Annotated in this window: 14 protein-coding genes; 10 read left to right on the top strand and 4 right to left on the bottom strand. The window is 73.0% G+C overall.

Annotated features, from left to right (window positions below; all coding sequences use genetic code 11):
• Window positions 1–3: 3 nt before the first annotated feature.
• On the bottom strand, window positions 4–579 hold the full coding sequence (locus VGO10_RS08020) for a helix-turn-helix domain-containing protein (protein WP_327466987.1): 576 nt from the start codon (window positions 577–579) through the stop codon (window positions 4–6).
• Complete coding sequence (locus VGO10_RS08015; protein WP_327466985.1) at window positions 576–1607, bottom strand: zinc-dependent alcohol dehydrogenase; 1032 nt, start codon at window positions 1605–1607, stop codon at window positions 576–578. The genes VGO10_RS08020 and VGO10_RS08015 overlap by 4 nt, the downstream gene beginning before the upstream one ends.
• Window positions 1608–1755: 148 nt before the next feature.
• Here VGO10_RS08015 and VGO10_RS08010 point away from each other — a divergent pair, with 148 nt between their 5' ends.
• The 3 genes from VGO10_RS08010 to VGO10_RS08000 all read left to right on the top strand — a co-directional run bounded on the left by VGO10_RS08010 (window position 1756) and on the right by VGO10_RS08000 (window position 4197).
• On the top strand, window positions 1756–2445 hold the full coding sequence (locus VGO10_RS08010; protein ID WP_327466983.1) for a response regulator transcription factor: 690 nt from the start codon (window positions 1756–1758) through the stop codon (window positions 2443–2445).
• A gap of 49 nt (window positions 2446–2494) precedes the next feature.
• Entirely contained in the window at window positions 2495–3724 is a 1230-nt protein-coding gene (dinB, locus tag VGO10_RS08005; RefSeq protein ID WP_327466981.1) for a DNA polymerase IV, read from the top strand.
• A gap of 197 nt (window positions 3725–3921) precedes the next feature.
• Complete coding sequence (locus VGO10_RS08000) at window positions 3922–4197, top strand: HU family DNA-binding protein (RefSeq protein WP_327467051.1); 276 nt, start codon at window positions 3922–3924, stop codon at window positions 4195–4197.
• 678 nt (window positions 4198–4875) lie between these two features.
• Here VGO10_RS08000 and VGO10_RS07995 read toward each other — a convergent pair.
• Window positions 4876–6669 carry a thiamine pyrophosphate-requiring protein gene (locus VGO10_RS07995; RefSeq protein WP_327466979.1) on the bottom strand — a complete coding sequence of 598 codons (1794 nt, stop codon included), beginning with the start codon at window positions 6667–6669 and terminating at the stop codon, window positions 4876–4878.
• A 43-nt stretch (window positions 6670–6712) separates the two neighbouring features.
• Between VGO10_RS07995 and VGO10_RS07990 the strand changes: the two genes are divergently transcribed.
• Genes VGO10_RS07990 through VGO10_RS07965 form a run of 6 tightly spaced genes read left to right on the top strand, consistent with a single transcriptional unit; the run spans window position 6713 to window position 13381 of the window.
• Window positions 6713–8302 carry an FMN-binding glutamate synthase family protein gene (locus VGO10_RS07990; RefSeq protein ID WP_327466977.1) on the top strand — a complete coding sequence of 530 codons (1590 nt, stop codon included), beginning with the start codon at window positions 6713–6715 and terminating at the stop codon, window positions 8300–8302.
• A complete protein-coding gene (locus VGO10_RS07985) occupies window positions 8283–8912 on the top strand; it encodes a polysaccharide deacetylase family protein (protein WP_327466975.1) in 630 nt (209 codons plus the stop codon). The genes VGO10_RS07990 and VGO10_RS07985 overlap by 20 nt, the downstream gene beginning before the upstream one ends.
• Window positions 8909–10000, top strand: coding sequence for a hypothetical protein (locus VGO10_RS07980; RefSeq protein ID WP_327466973.1), 1092 nt, complete (start codon window positions 8909–8911; stop codon window positions 9998–10000). The genes VGO10_RS07985 and VGO10_RS07980 overlap by 4 nt, the downstream gene beginning before the upstream one ends.
• A complete protein-coding gene (locus VGO10_RS07975) occupies window positions 9997–10557 on the top strand; it encodes a class I SAM-dependent methyltransferase (protein WP_327466971.1) in 561 nt (186 codons plus the stop codon). The genes VGO10_RS07980 and VGO10_RS07975 overlap by 4 nt, the downstream gene beginning before the upstream one ends.
• Window positions 10554–11726, top strand: a complete 1173-nt coding sequence (locus VGO10_RS07970) for an NAD(P)/FAD-dependent oxidoreductase (protein WP_327466969.1) — start codon at window positions 10554–10556, stop codon at window positions 11724–11726. The genes VGO10_RS07975 and VGO10_RS07970 overlap by 4 nt, the downstream gene beginning before the upstream one ends.
• A complete protein-coding gene (locus VGO10_RS07965; protein WP_327466967.1) occupies window positions 11723–13381 on the top strand; it encodes a glucosyl-3-phosphoglycerate synthase in 1659 nt (552 codons plus the stop codon). Before VGO10_RS07970 ends, VGO10_RS07965 begins: the two co-directional genes overlap by 4 nt.
• On the opposite strand, the gene VGO10_RS07960 is transcribed toward VGO10_RS07965, so the two are convergent.
• Window positions 13333–13932 (bottom strand): histidine phosphatase family protein, encoded by a 600-nt coding sequence (locus VGO10_RS07960; protein WP_327466965.1) that lies wholly within the window; start codon window positions 13930–13932, stop codon window positions 13333–13335. The genes VGO10_RS07965 and VGO10_RS07960 overlap by 49 nt on opposite strands.
• A 64-nt stretch (window positions 13933–13996) precedes the next feature.
• Between VGO10_RS07960 and VGO10_RS07955 the strand changes: the two genes are divergently transcribed.
• Window positions 13997–14515 carry a hypothetical protein gene (locus VGO10_RS07955; protein WP_327466963.1) on the top strand — a complete coding sequence of 173 codons (519 nt, stop codon included), beginning with the start codon at window positions 13997–13999 and terminating at the stop codon, window positions 14513–14515.
• Window positions 14516–14519: the final 4 nt, after the last annotated feature.

Raw genomic sequence — 14519 nt, 5'->3', positions numbered from 1 at the left:
AGATCACCTCTGCGGCGCGGCGCGCGCCGGACGCGTGAGCACCGTGGCGGCCGCGAGCGCAGCGCGCGCGACGGTGGCCGGGTCGCGCATCTGCGCCTGGGCGATCGCGCCGTCGAAGAGCAGCGCGAGCTGGTCGGCGACCGTCTCGGGATCGTCGATGGTGTCGACGGCGCGGGCGGCGGCAGCGAAGGCGTCGCGGGTGGCGGCCTTGTGGCGGCGGGCGACGGCGCGGGCCGGGTGGCCCGGATCGTGCAGCTCGAGGCTGGCGTTCATGAACGGGCAGCCACGGAAGCCGCGGCTCGTGAACCACGGTTCGAGCATGACGAATGGCGCCAGCAGCCGGGCGTGGGCGTCGTCGCCGGCGTGCTGCATGGCCGCGTTGAGCTCGGCGCGGGCCGGGCCGTCGCGGCCGTCCAGCACGGCGACGACGAGGTCGTCCTTGGTGGCGAAGTGCCGGTAGAGCGTCATCTTGCCGACCTGCGCCTCGGCCGCGATCCGGTCGACGCCGACGGCGCGGATGCCCTCGCGGTGAAAGAGCTTGGAGGCCGTGGCCAGCACGCGATCCCGCGCCGCGCTCACCGCGTGAAGACCAGCTTGGTGTAGGACTCGGTCAGCGCCTCGGCGGCGTCGTCGAAGGCCACCACCTTGGTCGTGACGGGCGCGACATCGAGGGTGCCGTCGGCGAGCAGGTCCAGGACGGCGGGCGCGTCCCGGCGCGCGTGGATGCGCCCGGTGATGAAGGTCGACCCCATCACGTACATCGGCAGCAGCGGGAACGGCGGGATCGTGGTGGGGTCGAAGTAGATCGCGCTGCTGGTGCAGACGCCGTCGCGATCGAGGCTGCCGAGCGCGAGCGCGAGGCCCTCGCGCGTGCCGTTGGCGTCGATCGTGATCGGGAAGCGCGTGTCCACGCGATCCGGGATGTGGTCCAGCGTGCGCGCGCCATAGCCCTCGGCGATCGCGCGCCGGCCGGGATCGGTGTCGACATACAGCACATCTTCGGAGCCGAGCGCGACCGCCTCGGCGACGGCGTAGAGGCCGATCGAGCCCGACAGCCCGCCACCGCAGACGAGCACCGGGGCGCCGGGCCGGACGGCGAGGTGCGGCGCGACGGCGCGGTAGGCGTCGGTGATGTTGTCCGAGGCGCTGGCGGCAACCTCGGGCGCCAGGCCATCGGGGAGGCGGACGAGCATCGCGTCGGCGAACGGCACGTTGACCGCGTCGGAGAGAAAGCCGCCCCAGCGCGTCTGCTCCTCCCCGAAGCCGAAGCCGTAGGTCTGGCCGAGCGGGACGGTCTCGCAGTTGCCGGTCCGCCCCATCGCGCAGGCGCCGCAGGTGCCACAGCTGATCTGGAACGGGACGAGCACGCGGTCGCCAGGTTTGACGGTCTTCACGCCGTCGCCGACGTCGAGCACCTCGGCAACGCCCTCGTGGCCGAGCGCAAACGGCGCCGGGAACGGCGAGGCGCCGGCGACGATCATCGCGTCGAGATCACAGGTCGCGACGGCGATGTGACGGACGATCGCCTCGCCGTCACCGGCGAGTCGCGGTTCCGGCGCATCGCGCCATTCGAGCTGCCGCGGTCCGGCGTAGGTGAGCGAGCGCATGAGGCGCGACGATACAGACCTGTATCGCTGCGCGCCAGTCGTCGCCGCCCGCGCGCGTCGAGGGACGATTGGATCTCGTTCTACGAGATTCAGTCGTCCCTCGACGCCGAAGTGGGCCGCCCCGCCGCCCCCTACCATCACCTCACCGATGGCGCTCACCGCGACGGCCGGGATCTGCGAGGACGACGACGAGCTACGCGGCGTGCTGCGCGAGGCGCTGGAGCGCGACGGCCTGACCGTGCGCGCGACCGCCATGGGCGCCGACGCGGTCGCGGCGTTCGGCGACGACCCGCCCGACGTGCTCGTGCTCGATGTCGGCCTTCCCGACGCCGACGGGCGCGACGTCTGCCAGGCGCTACGGGCGCGCGGCGTCACGTCGCCGGTCCTGTTTCTCACCGCACGCGATGCGCTGACCGATCGCCTCAGCGGCTTTCACGCCGGCGGCGACGACTACCTGACCAAGCCGTTCGCGCTCGCTGAGCTGCTCGTCCGCGTCCATGCGCTGCTGCGGCGCGCGCCGGCGGCGGCGGCCGAGCAGGAGAGCGAGAACGGCGCCACGCCGCGCCTGCGCCTCGACCCCGCCGCCCACGCGCTCACCTACGGCGAGGCCGTCATCACGCTCACGCCCACCGAGTTCCGCCTGCTCGCCGCGCTGGCCGCCCGGCCCGGCGAGGTCGTGCGCCGCGTGGCGCTGGTCGCCGCGGGCTGGCCCGACGGTGCGATCGTCCACGACAACACGCTCGATGCCTACCTCGCCCGGATCCGCCGCAAGCTGCGCGAGGCCGGCGCGACCGAGGCGATCCACACGACGCGCGGCGTCGGGTACGCCCTGCGGTGAGCGACTGACTCACCTTGCTCTCGGAGGGTCACGGTGCGAACATACGTTCGTGTCCACTGTGGCATCGATCCTCCACGCCGACCTCGATGCCTTCTTCGCGGCCGTCGAGCAGCGAGACGATCCGGGGTTGCGTGGCCGGCCGGTGATCGTCGGGTCGGGAGTGGTGCTGGCGGCCAGCTACGAAGCGCGGGCGCACGGCGTGCGGTCGGCGATGGGTGGCGCCCGCGCGCGACGGCTGTGCCCGGAGGCGATCGTCGTCTCGCCGCGGTTCTCGGCCTACGTGCAGGCCAGCCGTGACGTCTTTGCGATCTTCGAGCGCACCGCGCCGGTGGTCGAGGCGGTCTCGATCGACGAGGCGTTCCTCGATGTCAGCGGGCTGGAGCGGATCAGCGGGACGCCGGAGGTCATCGCGCGGCGGCTGCGGCGCGAGATTCGTGAGCAGGTCGGCCTGCCGATCAGCGTCGGCGTCGCGACGACCAAGCACCTGGCCAAGGTTGCCAGCAGCGCGGCCAAGCCCGACGGGCTGTTGATGGTCGCACCGGGCGAGGAGCTGGCGTTCCTGCATCCGCTGCCGGTCGGGCGGCTCTGGGGTGTCGGCGCGGCCACCGAGGCGCGGCTGCGCGAGCACGGCATCGTCACGGTCGGCCAGCTCGCGGGTCTGCCCGAGCGCGTGCTGATGACGATCCTCGGCCGTGCGGCGGGGCGCAAGCTCCACGCGATCGCCCACAACCGCGACCCGCGGAGAGTGCGGCGAACCCATCCCGCCCGCCCGCGCTCGATCGGCTCGCAGAGCGCCTTGGGCTCGCGCCGGCGCACGCCGGAGGAGCTCGACGCGGTGGCGATCGCGCTGGTCGATCGCGTCACGCGCCGGCTGCGTCGCGGCGAGCGCGTCGGGCGCACGGTCGTCCTGCGGATGCGGTTCTCGGACTTCAGCCGCGCAACACGTTCCAAGACGCTGCCCCGGCCCACGGCGGCGACCGCGACGGTGTTGATCACCCTGCGGGCGCTCTTGGCCGCCGAGCGCGAGACGATCCGCCGCCAGGGGCTCACGCTGCTCGGCGTCTCGATCACCAACCTGGAGCGCGCCGACGGCGGCGTCCAGCTCGAGCTGGCGGTCGACGGCCAGCCCCCGCCGGCGCTGGATGTGACGCTCGACGCGATCCGCGACCGCTACGGCACGACGGCCCTGCAGCGGGCCACGCTGCTGGGCAGAAACGACCGGATGTCGGCCTGGTTGATGCCCGGCGACGGCCCCGACGGCATGCCAGAACGCCGCTGATCCACGCCGGAAACCCGCTGACGGGCCGTCAAATCGGGCTTTTTTGCGTCGAATTGGGCGTTTCGAGGCCCGCACACTGACGGAAATAGCGCCTTAGACGGCCTCCGACACGCATTCCGGCCTCCCCGTCTGCGAGCCTGTCCAACTCGATTCCGGCATCACGCCGTCGCACAGACAGGAGAAGCCTCATGGCCAACATCACCAAGACGGACCTCACGACGCTTGTCGCCGAGCAGACCGAGTTGAGCGGCGCCGACGCCAAGCGCGCGGTCGAGGCGGTCTTCGACATCGTCTCCGCTCGTGTAGCGGCAGGCGACGAAGTCGCCATCGCCGGCTTCGGCAAGTTCACCGTCGCCCAGCGTTCCGCCCGTCAGGGCCGCAACCCGCAGACCGGCGAGACGATTGAGATCGCCGCCTCCCAGGCACCGAAGTTCAGCGCCGCGAGCGCCTTCAAGAACGCCGTCAAGGGCTAGCACCCTGGGCGTCGGCGGCAACGCCGGCGCCCAGCCTTGCGGTTCTTGCCGCTCGGCCCGGCCCGCGGTAGACGTCCTGGCCGTGATGCGGGGCGTGGCTGGCTGGTCGGCGTCTCCGTGATGATCGCCACCTCCGCTCCGCTCGCGCTCAGTCGTCGTGGTGCCGAGCGTTGGGTGAAAGTTGTGCACTGCGATCTGAGCTCGGTTCGTGTGGGCACCGAACACCGCGCTTCCGCTTCGCGTTCGGATGTCGACATCACGGATCGCCTCCTCGGTTCAACGCGCTCGCGCCGCCAACGAGCGTCGCGCGATTCGTGTCGGAACGGCGAGGAAGCTGTCACGAGACACCAACGCCGCCGGGGCCACGGCCGGCGATCGCGCGCGGTCGAGGTCCGGGTCGCCTCGTGATCAATAATTCACCACCAGACGTCCCGCATCACGGATGGCACTTAGACGTTGAACGTCAATGTCTAGATGCCAGCCGTCTGCCAAACGCACACCGAGCCGCCGACCCGGGCGCCGACGGATGACGAGCCAGCGCCGCGAGCCACCGATCCCGCTCGCCCCCTCGGTGCCAACAGACCACGCCGCACACCCCGACCCCGGTCGCGCTGAACGCCCAAACACCCTGCGCCCAGCGTTGTTGATGCTGTCGCTCACCGCACGCGCCACGCGCCATCAGCGCGTCAGCAGCTCGGCCAGCTTCCCCCGCAGCGACTGCTTCATGAACCGCGGCGCCGCCGGGTCGCCGGCGGCGATGGCGTGGGTGATGGCCTTGGCCTGCTCGAAAGAGATGTGTGGAGGCAGGGGCGGGACCTCCGGGTCGGTGAGCACATCGATGACCGCCGGCCGGCCGGCGGCCAGGGCGCGGTCCCAGGCTGGGCCGACCTCCTCCGGGGACTCGACGCGCTCGCCGTGCAACCCGAGCAACCGCGCGTAGCCGGCGTAGTCGACGTCGGGCAGCACCTGAGAGGCGTCGAGCTTCGGGTCGCCCGAGAGCACGCGCTGCTCCCAGGTGACCTGGTTCAAGTCATGGTTGTTGAGCACGCAGATGACGACGCGCTGGTCGGGCCACTTCTGCGCCTTGGCGTAGTGCGCGATGTCGATCAGCGCGTTCATCCCCAACATCTGCATCGCACCATCGCCGACGACGCTCACCACCGGCCGGTCCGGGAAGGCCATCTTGGCCGCCAGCGCGTAGGGCACGCCGGGCCCCATCGAGGCCAGCGTGCCGGAGACGATCGCGTCCATCCCCGCCCGCACCCTCAGATGGCGGGCCCACCAGTCGGTCGCCGAGCCGGTGTCGGCGGTGAGGACGACGCCGTCGGGCAAGCGCGGGCTCAGCTCGTGGAAGACCAACTGCGGGTTGATCGGGTCGGCCGGGATCTGCGCCTGCTCCTCCAGGATCCGCCACCAGCGGGCGACGCCCGCCTCGATCTGCTCGCGCCAGGAGCGATCAGGCTTGCGCTCCAGCAGCGGCAACAGCGCGCGCAGCGTCTGGGCGGCGTCGCCGACGAGGTTGACCTCCATCGGGTAACGCGTGCCGATCAGCCTCGCGTCGAGGTCGATCTGCACGCCGCGTGCTTTGCCGGGCTCAGGAAGCCACTCGCTGTACGGGAAGCTCGACCCCACCATCAACAGCGTGTCGCAGCCCTCCATCAGGTCATACGACGGTCGCGTCCCGAGCAGCCCGATCGAGCCGGTCACCCACGGCAGGTCGTCGGGCAGGACCGCGCGCCCGTTCAACGCACGCGCCGCGCCCGCGCCGAGCAGCTCCGCCGCCTCGGCGATCTCCGGGAAGGCCCGGCGCGCACCCGCGCCGACGAGGATCGCCACGCGCTCGCCGGCGTTGATCACCGCGGCGGCCTCCGCCAGCGCGATCGAGTCGGGCACGACGACCGGCTTGCGGATCGCCGCGCTGGAGGACGGCACCGCGCCGTGGGCACGCGGCGGCGCCACGTACTCCAGCTCCTGCACGTCGTTGGGCACGATGATGCAGGTCGGCGCGCGCGTCGCCTTGGCGATCCGCATCGCGCGGTCGATCAGGTGCGCCGCCTGCTCGGGCACCGTGCAGACCTGGACGAACGCGCCCGCGACGTCCTTGAAGAGCGAGACGAGGTCGACCTCCTGCTGATAGTCGGAGCCGAGCGACATCCGCGCCTGCTGGCCGACGATCGCGACGACCGGCTGGTGGTCGAGCTTGGCGTCATACAAGCCATTGAGCAGGTGGATCGCGCCCGGGCCGGAGGTCGCCAGGCAGACGCCGACCTCGCCGGTCAGCTTGGCGTGGGCGCAGGCCGCGAAGGCGGCGATCTCCTCGTGGCGGACCTGCGTGAACTCCAGACGGTCGCCGACGTGGTGAAAGGCGCCGGTGAGGCCGCCGATCCCGTCGCCCGGATAGCCGAACACGCGCCGGACGCCCCAATCGTCGGCCAGTCGTTCCAGCATGAACTGCGCGGTGGTCTTCGCCATGGCGCAGGCCTACCCGGGGCCGCGGGCGGGTAGACGGCGGCGGATGCGCTTCGCCGCCCACGTCACCGCCGTCGTCCTCTTCGCCGCTGCCCTCGCGCTGGCGGTGACCACCACCGCGCCCGGCTGGATCGCCGTCGCGGCCGTGCTCGCCGTGCCGGTGCTCGTCGGCGCCTACGACCTGCTCCAGCGCCGCCACAGCGTCCTGCGCAACTACCCCATCATCGGCCACCTGCGCTTCGCGATGGAGACCATCCGGCCCGAGTTGCAGCAGTACTTCATCGAGCGCAACTACGACGGGCGCCCCTACGACCGCGACACGCGCACCGCGATCTACGAGCGCGCCAAGGGCCTGAAGGACGAGCAGGCCTACGGCACCGAGCGCGACGTCGCCGAACCCGGCTACGAGTGGCTGCTGCACTCCACCGCGCCGCTCGACCCGCCCAAGGAGCCGCCGCGCGTGCGCATCGGCGGGCCGGACTGCACCAAGCCCTATGACATGGCGTTGTTGAACGTGTCGGGCATGAGCTTCGGCGCGCTGTCGGGCAACGCGATCACCGCGCTCAACCGCGGCGCGGCCGCCGGCGGCTTCGCCCACGACACGGGCGAGGGCGGTCTGACCGAGCACCACCTCCACGGCGGCGACCTCGTCTGGGAGATCGGGACCGGGTACTTCGGCGCGCGCACCAAGGACGGCGACTTCGACGAAGCCCAGTTCCGGGACAAGGCCGCACACGACCAGGTCAAGTTGGTGTCCTTGAAGCTGAGCCAGGGCGCCAAGCCCGGCATCGGCGGCGTCCTGCCCGGCCCGAAGGTCACGACCGAGATCGCGCACGCACGCGACGTCCCGGAAGGCGAGACCTGCGTGAGCCCGCCGGGCCATCGCACCTTCTCCACCCCACGCGAGCTGATCCGCTTCATCGCCCACCTGCGCGAGCTCGCCGGCGGCAAGCCCACGGGCTTCAAGCTCTGCGTCGGCGCACGCCACGAGCTGCTGGCGATCTGCAAGGCCATGCTCGAGGAGGGCACGGCACCGGACTTCATCATCGTCGACGGCTCCGAGGGCGGCACGGGCGCGGCGCCCGCCGAGTACGAGGACCACATGGGCACGCCGCTGACCGAGGGGCTCATCATGGTGCACAACGCGCTGGTCGGCACCGGCCTGCGCGACCGCATCCGGATCGGCGCCAGCGGCAAGGTCGCCACGGGCTCCGACATCGTCAAGCGCCTGGCCCAAGGCGCCGATTACACCAACGCCGCGCGGGCGATGATGATGGCCACCGGCTGCATCATGTCCCAGCGCTGCCACACCAACCAGTGCCCGGTCGGCGTCGCCACGCAGGATCCCAAGCGGGCCCGCGCGCTCGACGTGGAGGACAAGTCCAAGCGCGTGGAGCGCTACCAGCGCGCGACGGTCGCCGAGGCGCAGCGCATGTTGGGGTCCATGGGTCTGCGTGATCCCGGCGCCGTCACCCCGCACAACCTGATGCGGCGCGTCGACCACATCACCTCGCGCAGCTACGCCGAGTTGTACGAGTGGCTCGCGCCCGACCAGTTGCTCGACGAGCCGCCCGCCGAGTGGGCGGTGGACTGGGAGCGCGCCGACCCCGATCACTTTGCCCCGCGCAATTCGTGAATTCCAGGCGCCGGCTTCGGGTAGCGCCAATGGCATACCCCGCCGATTCGCGCTCACCTTCGATGATGGTCCGGATCCGCGGTGGACGCCCGCGGTTCTCGACGCGCTGCGCGCCACCAACGCCCGTGCGACCTTCTTCGTCCTCGGTCCCTGCGCCGCCGCGCACCCCGAGTTGATCGTGCGCACCCGCGCCGAAGGCCATGCGGTCGGCGTGCACGCCTATGAGCACGTGCGCCACACCGAGCTCGACGCCAAGGCGGGGGCTGCAGATCTCGACCGGGCGCTGAGCGTCCTGGAGCGGCTCGACGTGCGACCGGAGATCTGGCGGACGCCTTGGGGCGTCGAGGCGGCATGGACCCGTCCGACCGCCGCGGCGCGCGGGCTGCGCCTCGTCGGCTGGAACGCCGACACGCACGACTGGCGCGGCGATGCGGCCGACACGATGCTGGCCGCGGTCGCGCCCGCCATCGAGGATGGCGCGATCGTCCTGGCCCACGACGGCCTCGGCCCGGGCGCAACGCGCAGCGGCTGCGAGGAGACGGTGGCGCTGATCGATCCCTTGGTCGCCTTGGCCCGTAGCCGCGGCATGGAACCGGAGCTCCTGGCATGAGGACCGCAGGCAGGGCCGACCTCCACCTCGACCGCCTCAGCAGGCCCGACGCGCTGGCGCTCGTCGCCGCGGGCGCGGCCGACCGCGACCGCGACACCTCGGGGCGCTTCCCCGACGACACGTTCGGCGCGCTGGAGCGCGCGGGGTTGGCCAGCATCACCGCCGGACCCACCGTCGCCGGCTACCCCGACGAGCTGGCGCTGCTGCGCGAGGTCGCGCGCGCCGACGCGGGCGTGGCCCGCATCCTCGACGGCCACCTCAACGCGGTCGAGCGCCTGCGCGTCCAGGCGCCCGCCGCGCTGCGCCACCGGGAGCTGACCGCCATCGCCGCCGGCCGGCTGCGCGCCGGCGTCTGGGGCGCCGACCCCGGGCCCGACGAGGGCACGCCCGCGCGCCTGGACGGCGAGACGATCTCCGGGACCAAGCTCTTCTGCTCGGGCGCCGGCGGCCTGGATCGCGCGCTCGTGCTCGTCGCCGATCCCGATGGCGCCGAGCCGCCGTCGGCCGCGTGGGTGGACCTCACGGCGCCCGGCACCGTCGAGGTCGACCGGCGCTGGTTTCGCGGCGCCGGCATGCACTCGTCCGCCAGCCACCGCGTCACCTTCCACCGCGCGCCGGTGCTCGCGGTGCTCGGGCCGCCCGGCGCGCTGGCCCAGCAGCCGTGGTTCGCACGCGACGCGGTGCGGACCGCAGCGACCTGGGCGGGCGCCGCCGACGCCGCAGTGGAGGATGCGCTGCGCCACCTCGCCGCCCGGCCGCAGAGCTCTGAGCTCGAGGCGCTGGCCGCCGGACGGCTGTTGACCTGGCAGCACGGCATCGACCTGTGGCTGCAGGACGCCGCGGCGGCGCTGGCCCACGCGCCGAGTGTGGTTGAAGCCGCGCGCACCGCCACGCAGACGCGGGCCGCGATCGCCGATGCCGCGCGCGCGATCCTCGACGAGGCCGAGCGCGCGACCGGCTCACGCCCCGCGGCCGCCGCCGCGCCCCTGGATCGCGCCGCGCGCGATCTGCGGCTCTTCCTGCTGCAGCACCGGCTGGAGCCGATCGTCGCGCGCGCTGGGCGCGCGGCGTTGGAGGAGCGGCGGTGACCGCGGACTTCGAGGAGCGCTACCAGGCGGATCCCGACCCCTGGGACACGCTGACCGACCCCTATGAGTCCGACAAGCGCGAGCGGACGCTGGCGGCCTGCGGTGAGGGACCGTTCACCGCGGTCTGCGACCTCGGCGCCGGGACCGGCCTGCTCGCCGCCGCGCTCGCCCGCCACTGCGAGCGGCTGCTCGCCCTTGATGGCGCGCCGACCGCGGTCGCCGAGGCGCAGCGACGGCTCGCGCCGTTCCCCGGCGCCGAGGCGCGTGTCGCCACGCTGCCCGACGGTCTGCCGGACGGGCCTCTCGATCTCGTCGTCGCCAGCGAGATCTTGTACTACTTGGACGGCGCTGCCTTTCACGCTGTCCTCGATTGGCTGCCGCGCACGCTGGTGCCCACCGGTCGCTGCGTGGCCGTGCACTGGACCGGCACCGCGCCGGACCTGTGCCGCAGCGCCGCCGACGTCGGGGCCGCGCTGGCCGCGGTGCCGACGCTGCGACGGCTCGATGTGGCCCCGACCGAGGGCTTCCGGCTGGACGTCATGGAGCGCGTGCCATGAGCACCTGCGCGCTGCTCGTCGTCGGCGGTGGCCCTGCCGGACATAGCGCCGCGACCGCGTATCGCGCGGCCGACGGCACCGGCGCGGTGATCCTGCTGGCCGGCGAGGGTCGCGCACCCTACGAGCGCCCGCCGCTCTCCAAGGAGCTGCTGCGCGGTAAGTTGGAGCCCGAAGCGCTACCGCTCGCCGAGCACCCCGCGTACTACGACGAGCGGGAGATCACGGTCCGCCACGACATCGCGCGCTCCCTGCATCCCGAGGACCGACGGGTCAGCCTCGCGGATGGAGCCGGCGAGATCACCTACGACCACTGCATCCTGGCCACCGGTGCGCAGCCCGTGCGACCGCCGATCCCCGGCGCCGACCGCGACGGCGTGCACCTGCTGCGCACCGTCACCGATGCGCTCGCGCTGCGCGCCGCCGCCGCGCCCGCGAAGCATGTCCTCGTCCTTGGTTCCGGCTTCATCGGCTGCGAGGCCGCCGCGTCGCTGCGGCTACGCGGCTGCGCCGTCACGCTCGTCAGCCAGGAGCCCGCACCGCAGGCGCAGCGGCTCGGCGACGAGGTGGCGGCGCGCCTCGCCAGGTGGCTGGCCGAGGCCGGGGTCGAGACGCAGTACGGGTGCGAGCTCACCGTCATCGACCCCGACCTGCGCGCGCAGGTCTCCGATGGATCGACCGTCGACGCCGACCTCATCCTGCTCGCGGGCGGCGTCGCGCCCGACACGACCCTCGCCCGCGAGGCGGGACTCACCCTTGCCGACGGCGGCGAGATCGCGGTCGACACGGCCATGCGCACGAGCGCCCCGGGCGTCCTGGCCTGCGGCGACTGCTGCCATGCCGAGCACGCCATCGCCGGCCGGCCGCTGCACGTCGAGCACTGGGGCGACGCGCTCGCCCAAGGCGAGATCGCGGGCGCCAGCGCCGCCGGACGTGAAGCGGTCTGGGACACCGTCCCCGGCTTCTGGTCGACGATCGGGACCGACACCATCAAGTACGCCGCGTGGGGCGACGGCTACAAGACGACGCACCTCGTCGACCACGGCGGCGGGGCGTTCACCGCCTGGTACGCGGATGCACAGGGCAGGTGCGTCGGCGTTCTCACCCATGACCGCGATCCCGACTACGAGACCGGTCAGCGGCTCATCGCGCAGGGAGCGTCAGCGCCGTGAGCCACCTCCGCGCCGTCGTCGTCATCCCCGCCCGCGACGAAGCCGGGCACATCGAGCGCTGCCTGCGCGCGCTGGCGGCCCAGCGCGGCCTCCACCCCGCTGTCACCTTCGAGGTCATCCTCGTGCTGGATCGCTGCACCGACGCGACCGAGACGGTCGCTCGCACCACGGCGCGCGCCACCGGCCTCCCGCTGCACGTCGAGCACAGCCCCGCCCCCGGCGTCGGCGCCGCCCGCCGCCACGGGATGGACCTCGCCTGCGACCGGCTGTCGGAGATCGAGCCCGACGGGCTCATCGCCTGCACCGACGCCGACAGCGCGGTCGCGCCCGACTGGCTCGCCGCGCAGCTGGCGCTCGTCGACGCGGGCGCCGACGCCATCGGCGGGCGCATCGAGCTCGACCCCATCGACGCCGCCGCGCTGCCGGCCGCCGCGCTGCTGCGCCGCGAGCAGCGTGCGGGTGTCCGGCTGACCGCGGTGCTCGCTGATGACCCGAGCGCCGAGCACCACTTCTTCTCCGGCGCGTCGCTCGGTGTGACCGCGCGCGCCTACCGCGCCGTCGGTGGGATCGACCCCGTCACGGCGCTGGAGGACGAAGGCTTTGGTCAGCGGCTGACTGCCGGCGGCTGGCGCATCGTCCGCTCCGATGCCGTCTCCGTCCGCACCTCGGCGCGCACCCATGGCCGGGCGCCGCGCGGGCTGGCGCGCGACCTCCAGCTCGGCGACTGGCTCGCGCGCCGCCGCTACGACGGCCGCGCCTACACGGCACAGCGGTTGTTGGAGGCCAAGGGCGACACCACCATCTCGGTCGTCGTGCCCGCTCGCGACTGCGCCGCGACCGTCGGCGCCGTGCTGCGCCTGACGGTGATGCCGTTCGTCACGATGGGGTTGATCGACGAAGTGCTGGTGGTTGACGGTCGCTCGACCGACGCGACGATCGCCCGCGCCACGCACGCGGGTGCGTGCGCCGTCGCTCAAGACGACCTCCTCCCCGAGCACGGCCCGGCCCAGGGCAAGGGCGATGCGATGTGGCGTGGCCTGCACGCGACCACCGGCGACGTCGTCGCGTTCCTCGACGCCGACACCGAGGACCCCGACCCGCGCCACCTGCTCGGCCTGCTCGGGCCGCTGCTCGAAGACCAGGATGTTCATCTTGTGAAGGGCGCCTTCGCGCGGCCGTTCCGTGATGGCGAGACCGTTCGCGACGGAGAGGGCGGCCGCGTCACCGAGCTGATGGCCCGGCCGCTGCTCAACCTCCATGTGCCGGAGCTGGCGGGCTTCGAGCAGCCGCTGGCCGGCGAGACCGCCGCCCGCCGGACGTTGTTGGAGGCCTTGCCGTTCCCGGTCGGCTACGGAATCGAGATCGCGCTGCTGATCGACGCGCTGCGCCACGTGGGTCTCGAAGGTCTCGCCGAGGCGCAGCTCGGCACACGCCAGAACCGACACCAGCCGCTGCGCGAGCTCGGCGCGATGGCCTTCGCCGTGCTCTGCGCGGTCCAGGCGCGGATCGCGCCCGGCAGTTCTGAAGCCGTGCCGGCAGGACTCGTCCAGCCGTGGGACGGTGGCGCGGTGCGCGACGTCCCGGTGCTCGAGCGCCCGCCGCTGCGTCAGCTCGGCGAGGAGGAGAGAAACCTCGGCATCGCCGGCGCCGCGTAGGTCAGCTCCAGCGCCGCGCCGTTGGGCGTGCCCGGCCCGAGGATGGCGGCGACGTCGGGCGCGTCGGCGGCGATCGCCGCGAGCATGCGCAGGACGCCGGAGTGCGCGCAGAGCAGGACGCGCAGCGGCCGGCCTTCACGCAGCGCGTCGGCGCGCAGCGCATCGAGCGCCGCTAGGACCCGCAGCCCGATGGTGCGGTAGCTCTCCCCACCCGGCGGCGCGGCGTCGAGGTCGGCCGGCTGCGTCCAGCCGCCGGCCGGCTCGCCCTCGAGGATCCCGAACGAGCGCTCGCGCCAGCACGGGTCGGCGACCAGCTCGATGCCGTGCAGTCCTGCCGCGTCGCAGGCGATCCGCAGCGTGTCGGCAGCGCGCTGCGCGCCCGAGTGCAGGCGCCGGTCGAAGGCACCCGCAACCAGCGGCGCCAGCGCGACGGCCTGCGCACGCCCGCGCGCCGTCAGCGGCGGATCGAGCTGGCCGGTGTAGCGCCCGGCGGCGTTGAGCGTCGTCTCGCCGTGGCGGATCACGACCATCGAGAGCAGCGCGTCGGCCATCGCGGAAGACGATGACAGCCGTCGGTAGTGCATGACCTGCTGGCCCGGTGGGAACGGTGCGGGCGTGACCGACCTCTTCCGCGATCTCGCCGACGGTGCGACGCCGCGGGCGCTCAGCCGTGGCCTCTGGGCGCGGCGAGCGGCCATGACGGTGCTGGCCCTGATCGCGCTGCTCGGGTTGTTGGACATCTTCGGCCAACGCACCAGCCGGTCGGCGGCCGCCGGCGAGGCGGCCACGCTGGCAGTCCGCGCGCCGGCGACGGTGCGCGGCGGCCTGCTGTTTCAGTCCACGATCCAGATCACGGCACGCCGGGCGATCGACCACCCCCGTCTCGTGCTCGCCGACGGCTGGATCGATGGCATGCAGGTCAACTCGATCACGCCCGACGCCGACGGCCAGACGGTCCGCGGCGGCGACCTCGTGCTGAGCTACCCAGCGCTGAGCGCCGGAGAACGGATGACGATCCGGATGCAGTTCCAGGTCAACCCCACCAACGTCGGGCACCGCTCCTACGACCTCGAGCTCGACGACGCCGAGCAACCGCTCACCCGCGTCGACCGAACGATCACCGTCCTGCCCTGACGCC

Source organism: Baekduia sp. (assembly GCF_035996765.1).
Lineage (GTDB): Bacteria > Actinomycetota > Thermoleophilia > Solirubrobacterales > Solirubrobacteraceae > Baekduia.
The sequence above is the reverse complement of the archived record's forward strand: the minus strand, read 5'-3'. Positions and strand labels throughout refer to the sequence as shown.

What these genes read in the sequence shown, in the direction of transcription:
- VGO10_RS07960 (WP_327466965.1), bottom strand. Translation starts at nt 13,932, where the DNA reads ATGGCCGACGCGCTGCTCTCGATGGTCGTGATCCGCCACGGCGAGACG.
- VGO10_RS07990 (WP_327466977.1), top strand. Translation starts at nt 6,713, where the DNA reads ATGCGCTTCGCCGCCCACGTCACCGCCGTCGTCCTCTTCGCCGCTGCC.
- VGO10_RS07970 (WP_327466969.1), top strand. Translation starts at nt 10,554, where the DNA reads ATGAGCACCTGCGCGCTGCTCGTCGTCGGCGGTGGCCCTGCCGGACAT.
- VGO10_RS07980 (WP_327466973.1), top strand. Translation starts at nt 8,909, where the DNA reads ATGAGGACCGCAGGCAGGGCCGACCTCCACCTCGACCGCCTCAGCAGG.
- VGO10_RS08010 (WP_327466983.1), top strand. Translation starts at nt 1,756, where the DNA reads ATGGCGCTCACCGCGACGGCCGGGATCTGCGAGGACGACGACGAGCTA.
- VGO10_RS07995 (WP_327466979.1), bottom strand. Translation starts at nt 6,669, where the DNA reads ATGGCGAAGACCACCGCGCAGTTCATGCTGGAACGACTGGCCGACGAT.
- VGO10_RS08015 (WP_327466985.1), bottom strand. Translation starts at nt 1,607, where the DNA reads ATGCGCTCGCTCACCTACGCCGGACCGCGGCAGCTCGAATGGCGCGAT.